The following is a 17692-nucleotide window of genomic DNA, read 5'->3' on the forward strand; positions in this document are numbered from 1 at the left end:
GTTAATTAGCATGATTAAGCACTCACTACAGGCTGTGCTAAATGCATGGCCTTTTTATGGTAGCAACCCAATAGCACACTGGCACAAACTAATACCGCTAACCAACTTAAAGTGGGCGTTAGGCCAAAGTTAATCAGCTGAAAACCAACCAATGTACTAATGGCCGCGATAACAGCAAAAGGCAATTGAGTCACAACGTGGGCATGTGGCTCACAGCCAGAACTAGTGGCGCTAATCACGCTACTATCAGAGATGGGTGAGCAATGGTCACCAAATACAGAACCGGCCATCACTGCGCTTAATACTGGCAGCATGAGTGTCACCTCTACTGCAACGGCGATCTCCGCTCCGATAGGGATCATAATGGCAAACGTGCCCCAGCTAGACCCTGTAGAAAACGCCATCACAGCGCAAAGCAGAAACATGCCTGCCACTAAAATATCGCTTGAAATAAACTGCTCTGCCCAACTTGCCAATAGCGAAGCAACCCCTAAGTCGCCAATCACCGCACCAATCATCCACGTGAACAATAAAATGGCTACCGCAAAACCGATGACCCGAATACCAGCTGCCATATCAACCAACAATTGCACAATCCGTCGTCCAGCATGCTTTAACATAACAATCGTTATCAACCCTGCTAAAAGACATGCATCACGCATGGCAGCGCCAATATCTGCAGAGGTTATCCATTGGGCTAAGCCGGTCGCCGGCGCATTAGCAGCCCCCGACCATAACGTAAAGCCTACCGACGCCAGTAACAGGCTGATCATAGGGATCCCGAGTAACCACGGGTTGCCCACACCAACATCTGCTGTATTTTGCTCAACCGCCACCGAATGAGAAAAACCAACGCCCCACCATGCAACCGCTAACGACACAATCATCACCGTGACGGCGTAAAAGTTAAGCTTAGCAATTTCGATAAATGATTCTAATGGCGATAGTGGCAGAAGTGCGATGCTGGCCAAAATAGCCATCACATAAGGCCCCCAACTCGACACAGGCAATAGGGCGCATAAAGGGGTAGCATTGGAATCAACTAGATAGGCTATTTGCTCTTTGCTCATATTGTATCGCTGGCTCAGTGGCTGGCAGACATGCCCTACGGCTAAGCAACTAAAAATACCATCAATAAATACCACCCAGCCCAGCACAACCACTCCAACCCGCGCTTGACGGTCGCTTTTAATGCGGTGATACAGCCAATCGGCAAACGACTTTACCGCACCTCCCCTTGCCAGTAGTTGCGTAATAATACCCAGCAATATCATCGCAGCTAACACATTAAGGTGCCACGCCTGCCATTGCCCTGCCGCGTAAAACTGCTCCCATGCTTTTGATGATAAATATACACCAGCAGCCACAGGCTCAAACTCACCAATGATCAGTGCGCCAGAGACAATTCCAACCCCTAAAGCAACCAAGGTTCGTCGTAAAACTAGCGCCAACACTAATGTTAGAGCCAGAGGAAAAAGAATTATGATACTGCCTGACATTGCCGGAATTCCGATTTAAATAAACAGATGAATAGTAACGACTTAGCCACAAGTACGAAAAAGAGACAGTATCACAACTTTTATTATAAGATTTTGCCCCATTTGGCATAATTAACTATTCACTAAGACCCCGTCGCTGCTAGAATCGAAGCTATCATCATGCTACCGAAGGGACTCCCTATGAGCCTTGAACTATTGTCAAAATTGGAAACAAAAATCCAAGCTGCACTTGAAACCATCGAGCTACAAAAAATGGAGCTTGAAGAAGAAAAACAGAAGAACCTAGGTTTGACTGAACAGAACCAACAGTTACAACAAGAATTGAATTCTTGGAATGAAAAAGTGACAGGTTTGGTAGGTTTGCTTAACGAAGAAGTTAGCTAACTTTTAAGCCAGCTTACTAAATACCAATAGCAGTATTTATTGTGCTATTGGCCTATTATTTTTGCAGTTATGTCGCTCGGTTTGTCCGCTAGCGGCAGCTGCGAAAATGATCATATTACGGCAGTGGCTCCGGCCAATAATGTCTGCATTAGAGTTGCTTGTTACCCATCAAAATAAGGGTAGCTGCGTGGCTATACAAACCCACTACCGCACAAATTAAACTGATGTTGCTATTTGCACTATGCGCCAGCATAACGCTGTAGTTATGCTGTTTCTGCCTCGCTATGTTGCGCTTCAATTAACTCATTAAGCTCCAATATTACTTGCTTAATCTTAGGTAGACTCTGTTTTGGTAATAAAAACTTACCGTTAGCAAACTCTAACCGGCCTAAATCTTTAACCCAAATAACCCCAGTTAAAAAAATACGCACATGCTTAACAATGAGCTTCGGCGTATAAACAGGAAAAACTCTCACAAGACCTCCCTACAATTTAGTTTATTATTTATCTAACCCTTGGACAGGTGTTGTACCACGATAGTTTCATCAAACCGAATAAAAAATGATTAATTTTTTGAACTAATTTAAGCCAATAAAAATTTATTATTCGCAATCATATACCTAAGCACAAAGCGTTAAAAAACTAGCACGTGACAACTTTTTGACACGTGACCAATAGGGCCAACGGGTACATGATTATGATTTATGTATTGCCTTAGTCAGCATTAAAACAGCTAGTGGTTCACGAGTGCAATCGCATGAAACGGCAGCCACAAAAAAGGAGCCCTTAGGCTCCTTAGTGTTAGTTATGCAATATTTACTTCATGCTAGTGAGGTAATAAGCAATATCAAGTAACTCTTCGTACGACTTGATGGCGCCAGTTTCGACACGGTATTTACCGTTAACAACCAATGCAGGTACGCCCGAAATTTTACCATTTTCAGTGGCACGCTTCATGTTAGCCATGGTTGCGTTCACCATGAATGAGTTAGCAGCTGCATCAAATGCTTTTCCGTCGACACCGTTAGCAACGAACAATGCTTTTACGTCATTACGGTTGGTAAAGTGTTGCTTCTTATCTTGAATAGCTGAGAAAAGTGCTTTTTCCATTTTCTCGTCAACTTTTAGCTGGTGCGCCACCGCAAAAGCGCGAGACATTTCTACACCCATTTCACCGTTAATAAAATCAACGTGGGTTTGTTTAAAGGTCACGCCTTCTGGCAGCGTGGCTTTAATTACAGGCACTTGCTCTTTAGCAAACGTGTAGCAATGTGGACAATAAAAAGAGAAAAACTCGGTAATTTCAGGCTTGGCTGTTGCAGGGCCTTGATTAATTACTGTGTAATGCACGCCTTCTTTGTAATCAGCAGCCATGGCTGCCATTGGGGCGATGAGTAATGCAAATGCAACCAAAAGTGCTTTTTTCATGTAAATTCCTTTGCGATGCTCAATGCATCTTTAATAATTTTTAGCATAACATAATGCCCTTTTGAGTCGACCTCAAGTGCATAAGTTCATTTTTATATTATATAAAACAGTTAGTACTGCGGCAATAAGCTCAGTGGTGGCTCATTAAGCATGGCTAACTGCTCTTTAAAGGCCAAAATTTGCTGTTCCCAGTATTTGTCTTCAGCAAACCATGGGAAGTTCATTGGGAATGCAGGATCAGCCCAGCGGCGGCTCAGCCATGCATTGTAATGTAGCATTCGCATTGCTCTTAATGGTTCGATCAGTTGTAGCTCTCGAGTGTCAAATTCACAAAACTCTTCATAGGACTCAAGTAGCACTTCTAACTGTAAAGTTTGCTGTTGTTTATCACCAGCTAGCATCATCCACAAATCTTGTATTGCCGGCCCCATTTTAGCGTCATCGAGGTCGACAAAGCCTGGGCCGTCAGGCGTCCACAATATATTGCTCGGGTGCAAGTCGCCATGCAAACGGATGTTGGTGAAGTCTTTTGGTTGCCACATTGCACTCGATTTTTCGAGGATTTGTTCTACCACCGTAAAATACGGTAACGCGAGCCCCGACGGAATATGGCCTGACTCTTTAAGCCATTTAAGTGAGTCAACGCCAAGCAGTTGCGGCGATAGGGTGTCGCGATAGCTGAAGTTAGACCGCTTTGAAAACTGATGGATCCGCCCAATAAAACGCCCAACAGACTCGAGCTGATCTAAGTTGTCGACCTCAAAAGCACGTCCACCGATAGACGGAAATAGTGCAAACCTAAAGCCTTGATACTCATGCAATGTACGGCCATTGATCATAACGGGAGTGGCAATAGGAACTTCTTCGTCCACCAGCGCAGCAGAAAAATCATGCTCTTCTTGAATTTGTTGATCAGACCAACGCTCTGGTCGATAAAACTTAACCACATAACGTACGCCTCTGTCACAGCGAAACTGGTAGACGCGGTTTTCATAACTGTTTAATGCCAACAAGCCTGTTTCAGGGTAAATGCCCATAGCTTCAATCGCGGTCAAGATGAGATCTGGGGTCAGCGCTTGGTAATGAAACGCTGAGTCTTCATTGGTACCAGCGATTGCGGCTTTTACGGGCTCTTCTCTATTCATTTATTATGCTCTAACTTTAAAGGTAGTGGTGCGTGTTGCGCTTGGCCGATGATGTTTTAGTGTATGACTGCATAAGCCCAGCCAAATAGACCAACACCTCGAACTCGTCTTCTCGGTCGATGGCAAGCCAGCATACGTCACCGTAGAACTCATAGTGTAGCTGTATGTGCGTGCCTTCAAATTCGAGTAACCATTGGTGTCGGTCAGCTCCCCACTGCCTTTCTACAACTGTGCAGTCAATTGCTTGAGCAAATGGCTCCGCAAATAGCTCGAACTGTTCAAAATCAATATTAGCTTGTAGCGACAAACTCAAAGTTGGGCGATTTAACTTAATTGCGCGGAGTTCGATCATGCAGCCCCTCTAACATTTAGATGAATAACAACTGGTACCATAATCTGACGAGTTACAAAACCGGCTCAGGCATTACCATGTTACTGCAAACCAGTTTTTTGGCATCGGCAACACATAAGTGGCCACAAACATACTCTGCAGTTTTACTGCCGCTTAAGCGCTGCATACCCGCCCCTTTTGCAAGACATTGCTCAATAGAGGAGTAATAACCACTAATAAATGCTGCGGACTGCTCGACACTGGACTTACTTGCCGCGTCTGGATAATACAGCAATGTCCACTCTGGTGAATCGGTACATGCGGTCAGTCCAAGCACTAACAACGCTATCGACCACACAAAACGAGGTTTCATATTGGGGATCCTATCAACAAAAAAGGCGAACATATGTCCGCCTTTTAATGAGCAACTCAGCTTATTCTACACCGCTTAGCCGGCGAATAATGAACTTTACTGATTAATACTATTTATTTGCTTTAGCTTTAGCCTTTTCTATACGAGCAATACGGCCTTCAAAACCGGTAACAGTGCCATCACTTACGCCATGTTGAATGGCTTTATGACATAGCGCAATGGCAACATCAAACTCGCCGTTATCGCTTAGCAATGTCGACATATGCATTAAACCAATGCCTTTAATTACGGCATCAGGGTTATCAGCTCTCGTTTCAGCGGCAAACACGGTAAATAACGCGATATACCGTTTAGACAGGCTGGCACCGTACTCAACATATTCGACCTGTTTACGCTGTTTATAGCACTCGGCAACCGCTGCGGTCATGGCAGTGTATTGCCCGGCAGTGTCTGTAGCTGCACTGGTATTGGCTATCGCTTGGGTTAACTTGGCACTCGCCCACGCTAACTCAACAGTAGACGGTTCTGGCTCTGGCTCTGGCTCTGGCTCTGGCTCTGGCTCTGGCTCTGGTTCTGGCTCTGGCTCTGGCTCTGGCTCTGGCTCTGGCTCTGGCTCTGGCTCTGGCTCTGGCTCTGGCTCTGGCTCTGGCTCTGGCTCTGGCTCTGGCTCTGGCTCTGGCTCTGGCTCTGGCTCTGGCTCTGGCTCTGGCTCTGGCTCTGGCTCTGGCTCTGGCTCTGGCTCTGGCATGATTTGAACAGCTTCGCCCTCTATATCAAGGTTTTTATCTATATTTTCTTCATTTACTGGAGCGGCGTTAGCGGTAGAGGTCGGGGTAATATCTTTGACTTCTGGTTCCTTAGCATTCGCTACTGCCGCTTCGCGTGCAGCTTGTTCTTGTTCTTCATTTGCTAATCGTTGGCTGCGCTTATAAAGATAAACCACAACGATAACGAGCAATATAATGGCAATGACTTTCATTATGTTCCACCGATGGTTGGGCAGAGACTCGACATTGAGTCTTTAACGTATTCAAATACGTTTAAAATTAGAGCGTTATTATTAGTGTATTGCGTTAGTTAAAATCAAGTTTTTAACCTGTATTTTAAATCGAAATTCAAAATTAGTGCACTACATCTCCAAAAAAGCGTCAAAGCATTATTGGCTGATAAACGCGACCCTAATACAGCCTACAATAAATCACCACATATAAAGATTTAAAGCACTATTTTGTGCGCGCCTTCAAAATTTATCGTTTAAATTTTGTTTGCTGGAGCTAAGGCTTCTATCATACTAATAACCCAGTAATTGACTAAGGTATACCATGGCTTTTGAGCAACTATTAAGTGACAAACTACTTAGCGAGTTTAAAACGCTTTCGGCGATGGTCAGCATATACTGCAAGGCACACCATAAAACCACCGGCAATGACTTATGCCAAAGCTGCCTCGACTTTACTGAGTATGCCCATACACGGTTAGACAGATGCCCTTACGGACAAGACAAACCCACCTGCAATAAATGTCCTGTGCATTGTTACAAGCCTCACATGAAAACCAAAGCCCGTGAAATCATGATTTATGCCGGCCCACGAATGCTTTTACCTCACCCATTAATGGCCATAAAACATCTTATGTCTGAACGTAAAGCAGCGCCTGGCAAGCCACCAGCAGCCAGTTCTAACCGCCACCTTAGAATGCAGTCCCGTAATCAAAAATAGCTTCAAATAAGCGACCAAAGTGCAGCGAAAGCACAAATACCACCCTTCCTATACGCTTAATTTTAAGAAAAAAAACAACAAATAGCCCCATTAAATAAATTTGTATGGTGCGCTTTCTTGTTGTATCCGAAATTCACTACTAGACTTTGGAAAGTAAAGGACTTATCTGCACGGCAATGCTGTCGAAGTATTGTTGTGACCACCAGCATGGAGGCTGACACTTTGACCAAAGAAATCCTGCTTGTAGAAGACAACAAAGTCATGCTGATGATGATGTCGCAGATGTTAACTTCGCGTGGATATCAAGTTGTAATGGCCAAGCACGGTCTAGAGGCATTAGAAAAACTCGACGAACACCCTAGCATTCAACTCGTCCTCAGCGATTGGATGATGCCCGAACTTAACGGTATTGAACTTTGCTACCGCTTAAAAAACCAAGACTATTCCCGCTATATCTTTTTTGTATTACTTTCTGGCCGTGATGACAAAGACTCGATTGTCGAGGGTATCAATGCTGGGGCGAATGACTTTGTCGCAAAAGACACCAATATCAATGAATTGGACGCCAGGTTAAAAGCTGGTTTCAGAACGCTAGACTTACATAACCAATTAGTCGACAAAAACATTGAGCTCGATAAAGCTTACGCCACTATTCAACAAGATTTAGAGTCAGCCAGCGAACTGATAAAACGCATGTTGCCGACTCAAACCCGCTTTAAAAATGTCAATATTGATTATACCCATATTCCCAGCGCCCAAATTGGCGGCGATATGCTTGGCTGCATGCAACTTGATGAAGACCACATTGCCATCTACTTATTTGATGTTGCTGGTCATGGTGTTGCATCGGCCTTAATGTCTTTTTCTGTGCAGCAGAGTATCAGTTCAAATTCCGCTTCTGGTTCAAGTGTGAAACGGAAAAAAGACACTGATCCTTATTACATCTTACTCAAACCCAGTGAAGTTATTTCGCACCTAAATCAAACCTACATAAGCCAAGATCAAAACAACCTTTATTTCACTATGGTGTACGCCGTTCTGAACGTTAAAACCGGCTTACTCACCTACTCTTTTGCAGGCCACCCTCCCATAGTGTGGTTACAAAAAACGAACCGTTGTAGTGAGTTTATAGAGCAAGAAAGCTTTGTTGCCGGCATGTTTGATTTCGCCGACTACACAACAGAGCAGGTTCAACTTAAAGCCGGTGACAGAGTATTTCTGTATTCCGACGGTATTACCGAAGCAGAAGATCAACTTAAAAACCAATATTCAGAGTCTGGACTAAAGCAGCTCGTTTTAGACCAATGCGATGAACCTAACGATGTACAAACCGACAAGATTGTTAGCACGGTATGTGACTGGTCAGGTGCCGCGCAATTTGACGATGACATCAGCCTACTAGCCCTTGAGTGGCACGGCGAATAAAGAGGAAATTTTATGCAATTCGAAATTATTGAAAAAGGCCAATACACCATAGTGCAGGTTAATGAAGGTAGGTTTGATGCCAAGTTAGCCCCAGCATTTAGAGAACAGCTTGAACAGATTAAAGGCAACATACGCGATCACTTAGTGCTCGACTTAGGCCAAGTTCGCTTTATGGATAGCAGTGGTCTAGGTGCGGTTATGGGTGCTTACAAAATGCTGCGCAACACCAAAATCAGTATTGTAAATCCACAAAAATCAGTGACGGATCTTCTTAAGCTAACCCGCATGGATAAGCTTATTTTGAGCCACCCGACACTTGAAGATGCGTTGGCTCCAACCGCTTAAAGAGGTAGATATTATGAAAGGAATGATCCTAGCCGCAGGTAAAGGCACTCGAATTAAGCCGATATCTTATGCAATTCCAAAACCGATGGTACCGATTTTAGGTAAGCCGGTGATGGAGTCCATGATCCAATTATTTGCAAAACATGGCATAGACAAAATAGTTATCAACACTAGCCATCTCGCGGAAATAATTGAGAACTACTTTGGCGATGGTCACCACTTTAATGTGCAACTTTCCTATTCATACGAAGCAACCGAAGTTAACGGTGAGTATGTTAGTCAAGCACTTGGTTCTGCTGGAGGGATGCGAAAAATCCAAGACTTTTCTGGCTTTTTTGATGATACCTTCATTGTAGTCTGCGGTGACGCATGGATTGACCTTAACCTCAAAGAAGCAGTTGAACACCATAAAAAACACGGCGGTTTAGCCACCATTATCACTCGCGAGGTACCAACCTCAGAGGTTAGTAAGTACGGCGTTGTCGTCACTGACAAATATGAACAAGTGGTCAGTTTCCAAGAAAAGCCACTTGAATCAGAGGCACTATCAAACAAAATTAATACTGGGATCTACATTTTTGAGCCCGCTGTATTTGATTTTATTCCTAAAGATACTGAGTTTGATATTGGTAGCGATCTATTCCCTCTTCTTGTTGAAAGAAAAGCCCACTTCTACGCCGTTAATATGGACTTCCAATGGCTCGATGTAGGTAAAGTTAAAGACATATGGGAAGTCACCAGCGAAATCCTTAACGGTAAAGTTAAAGGCTACCCGATCCCAGGAACCCAAATGGCGCCAGGTGTGTGGGTCGGCATTAACACCCAAATCGATATTTCAAAGTGCAAAATCACTCCGCCAGTAATCGTCAGTAGTGGCTGCGAAATACAAAATGGAGCCACCATTATTGGCCCAGCAGTGATTGGCGCGAACTGTAAAGTAGACTCAAGAAGCCTACTCAGTAACACCCTAATTTGTGACTACGTACACTTAGCAGATGACGCCTACATAGTGAATAAAACCATGTTTGGCGACTACTTAATCGGTCACGACGGTTACACCCAATTATTGTCGGAATGCCAATATGTAAGCATTTTGAAAAACAGAAACGTCTCTCGGCCGCCAATGGGTAAAAACAGCATGAATGAAGTTTACAGTGCAGTTGAGGTCACGCAAGCAGCGCCGAAAGCTAAATCTGAAGTTAAAGTTGACCGCCCGTTACTGCAGATCAAATAAGGGAATAACATGGACGTGAAAACAGGGAAGTTTCACAAAGCTTACCTCAGCAGTCTAGAAGCTTCTAGAGAGGTAGCAGAGGACATTTTACCCTATTGGAATAGCTTAAAACTTGATGAAACCATCGTGAGCCAGATGGAGCTGTGTTTAGTTGAAGTGGTAAATAATGTTTATGAACACTCCTACCTAAACACTGAAGGCAAAAAGTTTGAAGCCACGTCCTTCCTGTCTGCCAATAATGAACTAATTATTGAAATCTCGGACTTTGGTCAATCAATGCCCGATGGCCTTTTAGATGACCTGCTCAGTACCGATTTTGTTGAGCCCGTGGCTGACGACCCCGAAACATGGTTAGTCAGTCGCCGCGGCTTAAAAATCGTCAAAGAGCTGTCAGACAAATTGGAATATTTTACACAGCAAAACCGTAACACTTTAAGAATGCAACGCAGCGCAAAGTAGTCAAAGCTTGCAACGTTGTAGAGCAAATAATTGAACCACGTGAGGTGGCGATAACGCCGCCGAATGATAGATGAGTGCCTTGCTAACAACCGTTAGCACACGGAGATGAGCAAATGGATTTTTACTTTAGTGAGTTTGAGAAACGAACACCGCCTCAACCCGTAAGTTACAGCCCCTCGAGAGAGTTGCTATACCAGTATTTAGCCACCTGTAATATTGCATTGGGTGTATGGTATTTAGTTTGGCGCTGGGGCTTTGCTCTCAATTACGATGCGATGTGGTTTTCATTACCATTGGCTTTTGCTGAATCCTGTGCTTTTGTTGGCTCGGTATTATTTGCTTTTAATCTCTGGAAAACATCTGACGAACCCCAAAAAAGCCCACCTGCAACTATCAATGAATGTATTAATGACCCAATGGATGACCGCCCGATTGGGGTCGACATTATGTTTCCAACCTATGATGAAGAACCCGAGCTGGTAGCACTCAGTATTCGCGACGCACTAGCGGTTCGCTACCCCCACGAAATAGAAATGAACATCTTTATTCTTGATGATGGCAGACGCCCAGAAATGGCGCAAATGGCTGCTGACATGGGGGTTCAATATATTACTCGTGACAACAATGTGGGCTACAAAGCAGGTAATTTACGCAACGCATTAGAGCAAACACATGGCGACTTTATTGTCATTTGCGATGCTGATACTAGACCTTTCCCGAGTATTTTAGAAAACACCTTAGGTTACTTTAAAGATCCTGACGTCGCGTGGGTACAAACGCCGCAGTGGTTCTTCGATCTTCCCGCAGGAGAAAGACTTCCAGCTTGGCTAAAGAAACGCTTAGGAACACCGATTAGCTGGCTTGGTAGCGCAGTTGAAAAAATATACGGCCCAGTAACATTGGGTCGAGACCCTTACGCCAACGACCCACAAATGTTTTATGACGTCATCCAACGTCGACGTAATTGGGCTAATGCTTCATTTTGTTGCGGAGCTGGATCAATACATCGCCGAGAAGCGGTAATGGAAGCGGCGCTACGTAGTTACAGCCACCAGATTAGTAACGAACATGAAGAGATAGAAAAGCAGATCCGTAAGCTCACTAAAGAGAAAAGCGTCGATCACGAAATATCAGCTAATTTACGCCAAGAGATCATCTTTGACACTGAATTTACCCCTTATAAATTCCATGTTTCAGAAGACATTTACACCTCGCTTATCCTTCATGGCGACACAGAGCGGGAGTGGCGTTCAATTCAGCATCCAACCATCGAAAGTAAAATGCTGTCACCTCAAGATCTACAAAGCTGGACAGTACAGCGCTTTAAGTACTCCGGTGGTTCAATTGATATATTTATGAATGACAACCCATTATTTAAGAAAGGCATGAGCCTAAAACAGAAACTCATGTACGGTGCCAGTTTTTGGTCAAACCTATCTGCGATTTGGAACATTATCTTTTTGTTCTGCCCAATCGTGTATTTTCTTACCAGTATCGCACCGGTCGATGCCTACGACACCACGTTTTACTTGCACTTTTTACCTTTTGTCATTACTGCAGAACTCGCCATGATGATAGGTACATGGGGGATTGCAGGTTATCAAGGTAAAACCAACTTCCTGTCCTTCTTCCCTGTCAACCTTCGGGCTTTATGGACAGTGATGCGGGGTAAAAAAATCAGCTTCCCTACCACGCCAAAAAGCCGTCAACAAGGGCTATTCCTGCACCTGGTTATCCCTCAAATCGGAGTCTTTGTTCTAAGCCTTGGCAGTATGATTTTTGCCTGGTACGCCTACAGTAGCCATTCGTTTGGTAACTACTCTCTTGGCGGGCTTATCCTTAATAGTTTTTGGACCTTAAATAACATGATGGCCATGTGGGGCATGATAGCAGCCGCATGCTGGTCACCACCAACTGACGATGCATCCACTACGACAACAGAAGAAAACAAGGAATTGGATTATGGAATCGAGTAGCTCATTCGTTAAAGCTCGTCATCACATCGTATTCTTAGCGGGGCTATTTACAGCGCTGGCCGTGGCTTTCACCATAGAAACACGTGACTACAACAAAGTGATGGGAAATCTCACATTTGCACCTTCAGAACCGATCCCTTTACGCGATAATCGTGTATTAACAGATCAAGAGTATAAATGGGCTGAAACCGCTTGGCAGTATTTCGAAAACAACTACCAAGATAATACCGGCCTGGTTAATTCTGTAGACGGTTATCCATCAACTACTATGTGGGATACCGCTTCATATTTAATGGCATTAATCTCGGCCAGCCGACTCAACGTGATTAGTTACCAAGAGTTTGAGTTAAAGATGGAAAAAGCCTTAGTCACATTAGCTCGGCTACCGCTAGTAAGAGACGAACTACCCAACAAAGCTTATAACACCCAAACATTAAAGATGGTGGATTACGCTAACCAACCGCTAGAAGATAAAGACGGTATTGGTTGGTCGGCCATTGATATTGGTCGAATCCTGGTACCTATGAATATTCTGATTTGGCAGTACCCTAAATTTAACAAGCAAGTGAATAACGTATTACAGCATTGGAAAGTCAGCGCTATGACTAAAGATGGCTATATGTTTGGGTCAAGACCGGCTAAATCTGGAGGGGGCTTGGAGTTGGTACAAGAAGGTCGTATCGGTTACGAAGAGTATGCTTCTAAGGCGCTAACTTTGATGGGTCGAGATGTATTTAACGCTCTAAAATACGCTGACTACCTAGACCTCGTCACCATTGACGGTATTGAAATACCAACCGATAGTCGCGACCCCGCCAAATACCATGCACATAACTATGTAGTGAGTGAGTCTTACATTCTCGACAGTATTGAGTTTGGGGCAGATAGTGTGTCCAGAATCTTTGCCTACCGCCTATACAAAGCCCAAGAGCGCCGTTACAAGCGTTCAGGCATTATCACGGCGGTAAGTGAAGATAACATCGACCAAGCCCCCTACTTCGTATACAACACTGTGTTTTCTGATGGCAAAGAGTGGAACGCCATTACTGATACAGGCGCCGACGCCTCAGACTTCAAAACACTATCAACTAAAGCTGCTTTTGGTTGGTACGCACTCTATGACACTCCTTACGCAGATGTACTAATTGGTGGAGTAGAAGAGCTTTATTCTGATGAAAAGGGGTGGTATTCAGGTTTGTATGAGAAAACCGGCGAAGCCAATACCGCTATTACGGCTAACACTAACGGTATTGTTCTAGAGTCACTGGCTTACATTCAAAACGGTGCCTTGCTTAATATCGGCGTAGAAGAATTATAGAAGGATGCGTATGAAACTTACCTTAATCGTATGCCTAGCTCTACTGCTTATTGCGTGTGGTAACAGCTATCAAGGCTTTTCCAACGATATTGTTAAACGCCATAATCATTGGGATGTTCCTAAGCAACGCTCAGGTGATCTAACCGAAAAAGAGATGGAAATGGCCACCATCGCTTGGCAGTACTTTGTAAATAACTACCAAGAGTCTACCGGCCTCGTTAATGCGGTAAATGACTATCCCTCTGTAACTTGGTGGGATGCATCATCATATTTAGCGGGCATGGTCAGTGCTCTCGAATTTGGCATTATCGAAAAAGAGGAGTTTGATAGCCGCTTCATTCGTTTTGTCGCAACATTAAACACCCTTGACTTGTTTATGGGCGAGCTCCCTAACAAAGCCTACAACACCCAAAATGGGGCTAAAGTGGATTATGCCAACCAACCTGGCGAAATTGGTTACTCCGCATTAGATTTAGGGCGCTTGTTAATATGGTTACACATCATTAAACATCGGTTCCCGCAGTTTGCTAGCGCAATTGATTCAGCAGTGCTACGTTGGAACTTTTGTAATGTGGTTGATGAAAATGGCACCATGTTTGGCGCACTACTCGAACCCGATAAACCAGTTCAATATTTACAAGAAGGCCGTTTAGGCTACGAAGAATATGCCGCTAAAGGCTTTGAACTATGGGGCTTTAATACCGACCAAGCACTCATGCCCGAGCCTTATGCCACCATTAACTTGTATGGCTACGACATCCCTTACGACACCCGCGATCCTCGAAAACTGAAAGCGCATAGCTATGTAGTAACTGAAAGCTATGTACTTGACGGCATTGAGTTCGGCTGGGACGTCACCTCAGATCACAGTGAACACGACAATAATTATAGCCATGACTGGATGGCAGAATTTGCCTTGCAAATTTACCGCGTACAAGAAAAGCGTTACCAAGAAACCGGTATCATCACCGCGCGAACCGAGCACCAACTCGATGGTGCGCCCTACTTCGTTTACGACACCATTTACACCGATGGCTTTGCTTGGAATACTATTTCAGAGGTTGGAGCCTTCTTACCGCAATTTTCTGCAGTGGCCATTAAAGGCGCGATGGGAATGTGGGTACTGTGGGATACAGAGTATACCGACTTACTGTTTGACCACGTAAGCCATGTTTATGACCGCGAAAAAGGATTCTATGAAGGTATATTTGAAAATGGTACCGGACTAATCAACACATTCACTTCAAATAACAACGGCATTTTGCTCGAGATTCTATTGTATAAAAAGCAAGGTAAGTTATTAAAGTACCAAGCAACTACCGCCCCTAGCCTTTGGGAAAAAGCACTCGAAAGCCCATTTGGTTATGAGGGTCAGTGCTTACCGAGAAAAAAAACTGAGCCTAAATAATTCAGTTTACTGACAGGGGTCATATGCTACGACAATGTGTACTGTTGTTATTGCTGCTCAGCCTTCAAGCTTGTGGTCTTATATACCAGGGAGTTAGCTCTGGTGTATCTGGCGTTACCGATTCTCAACTTGTCAGGCAAGGTCGGCACGGAGAACTCACCGAGCAAGAAATTGCTTGGGCGAACACGGCTTGGCAGTATTTTGCTAACAATACGCAATTATCAACTGGCCTAGTTAATTCATTAGACAACTATCCAACCATGGATATGAACTCATTTGCCGATTACTTGCTTTCACTGCAAGCTGCATTACAGTTTGAATTAATCTCAACTAAAGCCCACGATGAAAGACTAACAATGGCCATCGATTTTTTAGTCGAAATGCCATTAACCCGCCAAGGCGTACCGAATAAAGTTTACTCCACGACTACCCGCGCGATGGTGGATTACGCCAACCAGCCTGCGGAACTCGGCTGGTCAGCCATTGATATTGGTCGACTACTCATTGCACTGGCAATAACCAAACAACATAACCCTGAGTTTTCAGAATATATCGATAAAGCCGTATTGCGCTGGAACTTCTGCGCCCTTGTCTCAAGTAAAGGGGAGCTTTATGGCGGTAACATCAGTGAAGGCAAAGTAGAAACATTTAAAGAGGGCCGCTTAGGGATTGAAGAATATGCATCATATGGCTATTTAGATTGGCAGATTATTCCCAAAAAAAGCATGATGCTTGAGCCTTACGAAGTGGCAACTATCAACGGTATCGACCTTCTTTTTGATGGCCGAGATCCGCGATTTTTTGACGTATTAAGGCCTGTTTTTAGCACGCCCTACCTGTGGCTTGGCCTCGAGTTTAACTGGGACGATATTGACGATACATCATCATTTGATGGCAATCATACCAACGCCCCTCTTGCCGCCATGGCCGATTCAGTTTACCGAGTGCAAGAAAGCCGCTGGGAGCTCGAACGTATTTATACCGCCAGAGCTGAACATGTAGTTTCAGATGATCCCTTTTTTGTTTATGACGCAATTTACGCCCTAGGGACACCTTGGATAACCGTTGCCGAAGACGGCAGTAGCCATGACCATCTAGCACTCGTTTCTACCCGGGTTGCTTTTCAAATGTGGGCCCTGTGGAAAACCGACTACACCAAACGCCTCATGGTGCTCGTACAAGAACTTTATCACCCGCAACGAGGCTGGTATGAGGGTCGCTATGAAGCCTCTAGTGCATATGAAAAAAGTATCACTTTAAAAACCAATGCCGGCGTACTCGAAGCCTTGCTTTACAAGGTGAATGGCAAACTTTACCAATCTAAAGGCAATAAAGAATACCGCGATGTTCGCTTTAACTCTCGCTTCGATCACCCAGGAAAATGCTTAGTGGAGACTTTTGATGGCTCGTAAATATCACGCAATTCTCATACTAACTCTAGTCGCAATGTTTACCGGAAAGTCAGCACTTGCAGAAGCACTCAATCTTGAGTTGCGCCCCTTTAGCAAAGGGAACTACCTACTCGCCAAAGGCCGCTACCCACAAGCTGCGGCACACTGGCACCAGCTCAGTAACGTATTGCTCAGTAACCCCAAAAAACTCTCACAACAAGAGATGTGGCAAACCGCTGGCTTAGCTGCGTCACTGGCAGCTATAGCCGCTGACAAAGCCGAAAACCCCATCGCATATCAGTATTGGTCTGACAGCACTCGCTACTTACTTACTGGCGGGACTAACTGGGCGCAATTACAGCAAAAATTACACCAACGCCTAGAAACGGCAAACACACAATTGTCGGTCGCGATGCAGGTAAGTGATGTAACCAGTGGCATTGATGAGGCGCTCGATATCGAACTAACAGCGCTGCAATTGTGGGATGAAAAGCTAAAACTCTTTTCGTTTACCTCGCCCAAGTTAGGTCTCAACCGCTACGATGCAGCGCCCAACAATAATATCATTGCGCCACCCCCTGTTCCGAGTGCAGCGCAATCACAACATGCAGCACCAAGTAAAACACTGTCTGGCTATGACGCTAACTTTTCAAGCTCCCACACATTCAAACCCAAACCGCAACCTGCCGTAGTAAAGCCTTCCTCAGCAGCAGACAGCACCGCCATAGATAGCTCCGTAACAGACAGCGCCACTGACAATATTATCGATGCAACAGATGCATCAATGGCTGCTGCGGCACAAGCCGCTACCGCTACGCCCCAACCCAAAACAGCAATACCAGCAATACCAGCAATACCAGCAATACCAGCAACATCGAGTTTATTAGGGAAAGGTGGAGTAAACCAGGCACAAGAAACCACCGTAGAGTCACTCCAAAAAAGGCAAATTGAGCCTGTAGCGCCAATGAAGAAGGCACCAATAAAAAAATCAAAGGTAATAAAGCCTATCGGTGATGATGCCGTTGATGCCGTTGATGCCGTTGATGCCGTTGATGCCGTTGATGCCGTTGATGCCGTTGATGCCGTTGATGCCGTTGATGCCGTTGATGCCGTTGATGCCGTTGATGCCGTTGAGTTGATGCCGTTGATGCCGTTGATGCCGTTAAGACTAAAGCGGTAATAGTTGAAACACAAGCTATTGAACCACCGATAAAAGTTGAATTAACTACCAGTAAAGATGATCCCGAGTAACGGAGCA

18 protein-coding genes are annotated in these 17692 nt (G+C 44.6%); 11 read left to right on the top strand and 7 right to left on the bottom strand.

Going from position 1 to position 17692, the window contains the following annotated elements; translation table 11 throughout:
- Nucleotides 1-14: 14 nt before the first annotated feature.
- Nucleotides 15-1499: a Na+/H+ antiporter NhaC family protein gene (locus tag RGE70_RS17355; RefSeq protein WP_310472675.1), complete on the bottom strand. Its 1485-nt coding sequence runs from the start codon at nucleotides 1497-1499 to the stop codon at nucleotides 15-17.
- Nucleotides 1500-1679: 180 nt separating this feature from the next.
- On the opposite strand from RGE70_RS17355, the gene RGE70_RS17360 reads away from it, so the two are divergent.
- A complete protein-coding gene (locus RGE70_RS17360) occupies nucleotides 1680-1883 on the top strand; it encodes a cell division protein ZapB (protein ID WP_310472676.1) in 204 nt (67 codons plus the stop codon).
- Nucleotides 1884-2146: 263 nt separating this feature from the next.
- Here RGE70_RS17360 and RGE70_RS17365 read toward each other — a convergent pair whose 3' ends face one another.
- From RGE70_RS17365 to RGE70_RS17390, 6 genes are all read right to left on the bottom strand, one after another.
- Nucleotides 2147-2359, bottom strand: a complete 213-nt coding sequence (locus RGE70_RS17365) for a stringent response modulator YtfK (protein ID WP_310472677.1) — start codon at nucleotides 2357-2359, stop codon at nucleotides 2147-2149.
- 340 nt (nucleotides 2360-2699) lie between these two features.
- Nucleotides 2700-3311: a thiol:disulfide interchange protein DsbA/DsbL gene (locus tag RGE70_RS17370; protein ID WP_310472678.1), complete on the bottom strand. Its 612-nt coding sequence runs from the start codon at nucleotides 3309-3311 to the stop codon at nucleotides 2700-2702.
- Between the two features lie 110 nt (nucleotides 3312-3421).
- A complete protein-coding gene (locus RGE70_RS17375) occupies nucleotides 3422-4456 on the bottom strand; it encodes a serine/threonine protein kinase (RefSeq protein WP_310472679.1) in 1035 nt (344 codons plus the stop codon).
- Between the two features lie 16 nt (nucleotides 4457-4472).
- Nucleotides 4473-4808, bottom strand: a complete 336-nt coding sequence (locus RGE70_RS17380) for a DUF3630 family protein (RefSeq protein WP_310472680.1) — start codon at nucleotides 4806-4808, stop codon at nucleotides 4473-4475.
- Nucleotides 4809-4860: 52 nt separating this feature from the next.
- Nucleotides 4861-5160, bottom strand: coding sequence for a hypothetical protein (locus tag RGE70_RS17385; RefSeq protein WP_310472681.1), 300 nt, complete (start codon nucleotides 5158-5160; stop codon nucleotides 4861-4863).
- A gap of 109 nt (nucleotides 5161-5269) precedes the next feature.
- Nucleotides 5270-6139, bottom strand: a complete 870-nt coding sequence (locus RGE70_RS17390; protein ID WP_310472682.1) for a hypothetical protein — start codon at nucleotides 6137-6139, stop codon at nucleotides 5270-5272.
- 343 nt (nucleotides 6140-6482) lie between these two features.
- Between RGE70_RS17390 and RGE70_RS17395 the strand changes: the two genes are divergently transcribed.
- From RGE70_RS17395 to RGE70_RS17440, 10 genes are all read left to right on the top strand, one after another.
- Nucleotides 6483-6878, top strand: a complete 396-nt coding sequence (locus tag RGE70_RS17395) for a nitrous oxide-stimulated promoter family protein (protein WP_310472683.1) — start codon at nucleotides 6483-6485, stop codon at nucleotides 6876-6878.
- A 222-nt stretch (nucleotides 6879-7100) separates the two neighbouring features.
- Nucleotides 7101-8303: a SpoIIE family protein phosphatase gene (locus RGE70_RS17400; RefSeq protein ID WP_310472684.1), complete on the top strand. Its 1203-nt coding sequence runs from the start codon at nucleotides 7101-7103 to the stop codon at nucleotides 8301-8303.
- A gap of 12 nt (nucleotides 8304-8315) precedes the next feature.
- Nucleotides 8316-8648, top strand: a complete 333-nt coding sequence (locus RGE70_RS17405) for an anti-sigma factor antagonist (RefSeq protein ID WP_310472685.1) — start codon at nucleotides 8316-8318, stop codon at nucleotides 8646-8648.
- A gap of 13 nt (nucleotides 8649-8661) precedes the next feature.
- The gene (locus RGE70_RS17410; protein WP_310472686.1) at nucleotides 8662-9882 is read left to right on the top strand and encodes a nucleotidyltransferase family protein; all 1221 of its coding nucleotides are present in this window, start codon (nucleotides 8662-8664) and stop codon (nucleotides 9880-9882) included.
- Nucleotides 9883-9891: 9 nt separating this feature from the next.
- Nucleotides 9892-10341: an ATP-binding protein gene (locus RGE70_RS17415; protein ID WP_310472687.1), complete on the top strand. Its 450-nt coding sequence runs from the start codon at nucleotides 9892-9894 to the stop codon at nucleotides 10339-10341.
- A 113-nt stretch (nucleotides 10342-10454) separates the two neighbouring features.
- The gene (locus RGE70_RS17420; RefSeq protein WP_310472688.1) at nucleotides 10455-12317 is read left to right on the top strand and encodes a glycosyltransferase family 2 protein; all 1863 of its coding nucleotides are present in this window, start codon (nucleotides 10455-10457) and stop codon (nucleotides 12315-12317) included.
- Entirely contained in the window at nucleotides 12304-13635 is a 1332-nt protein-coding gene (locus RGE70_RS17425) for a DUF3131 domain-containing protein (protein ID WP_310472689.1), read from the top strand. The genes RGE70_RS17420 and RGE70_RS17425 overlap by 14 nt, the downstream gene beginning before the upstream one ends.
- A 10-nt stretch (nucleotides 13636-13645) precedes the next feature.
- A complete protein-coding gene (locus RGE70_RS17430) occupies nucleotides 13646-15043 on the top strand; it encodes a DUF3131 domain-containing protein (RefSeq protein ID WP_310472690.1) in 1398 nt (465 codons plus the stop codon).
- Between the two features lie 23 nt (nucleotides 15044-15066).
- A complete protein-coding gene (locus RGE70_RS17435) occupies nucleotides 15067-16455 on the top strand; it encodes a DUF3131 domain-containing protein (RefSeq protein WP_310472691.1) in 1389 nt (462 codons plus the stop codon).
- Nucleotides 16445-17614: a hypothetical protein gene (locus tag RGE70_RS17440; protein ID WP_310472692.1), complete on the top strand. Its 1170-nt coding sequence runs from the start codon at nucleotides 16445-16447 to the stop codon at nucleotides 17612-17614. The genes RGE70_RS17435 and RGE70_RS17440 overlap by 11 nt, the downstream gene beginning before the upstream one ends.
- Nucleotides 17615-17692 lie beyond the last annotated feature (78 nt).

The organism is Shewanella youngdeokensis (assembly GCF_033180165.1).
GTDB classification, from domain to species: Bacteria; Pseudomonadota; Gammaproteobacteria; order Enterobacterales; family Shewanellaceae; genus Shewanella; species Shewanella youngdeokensis.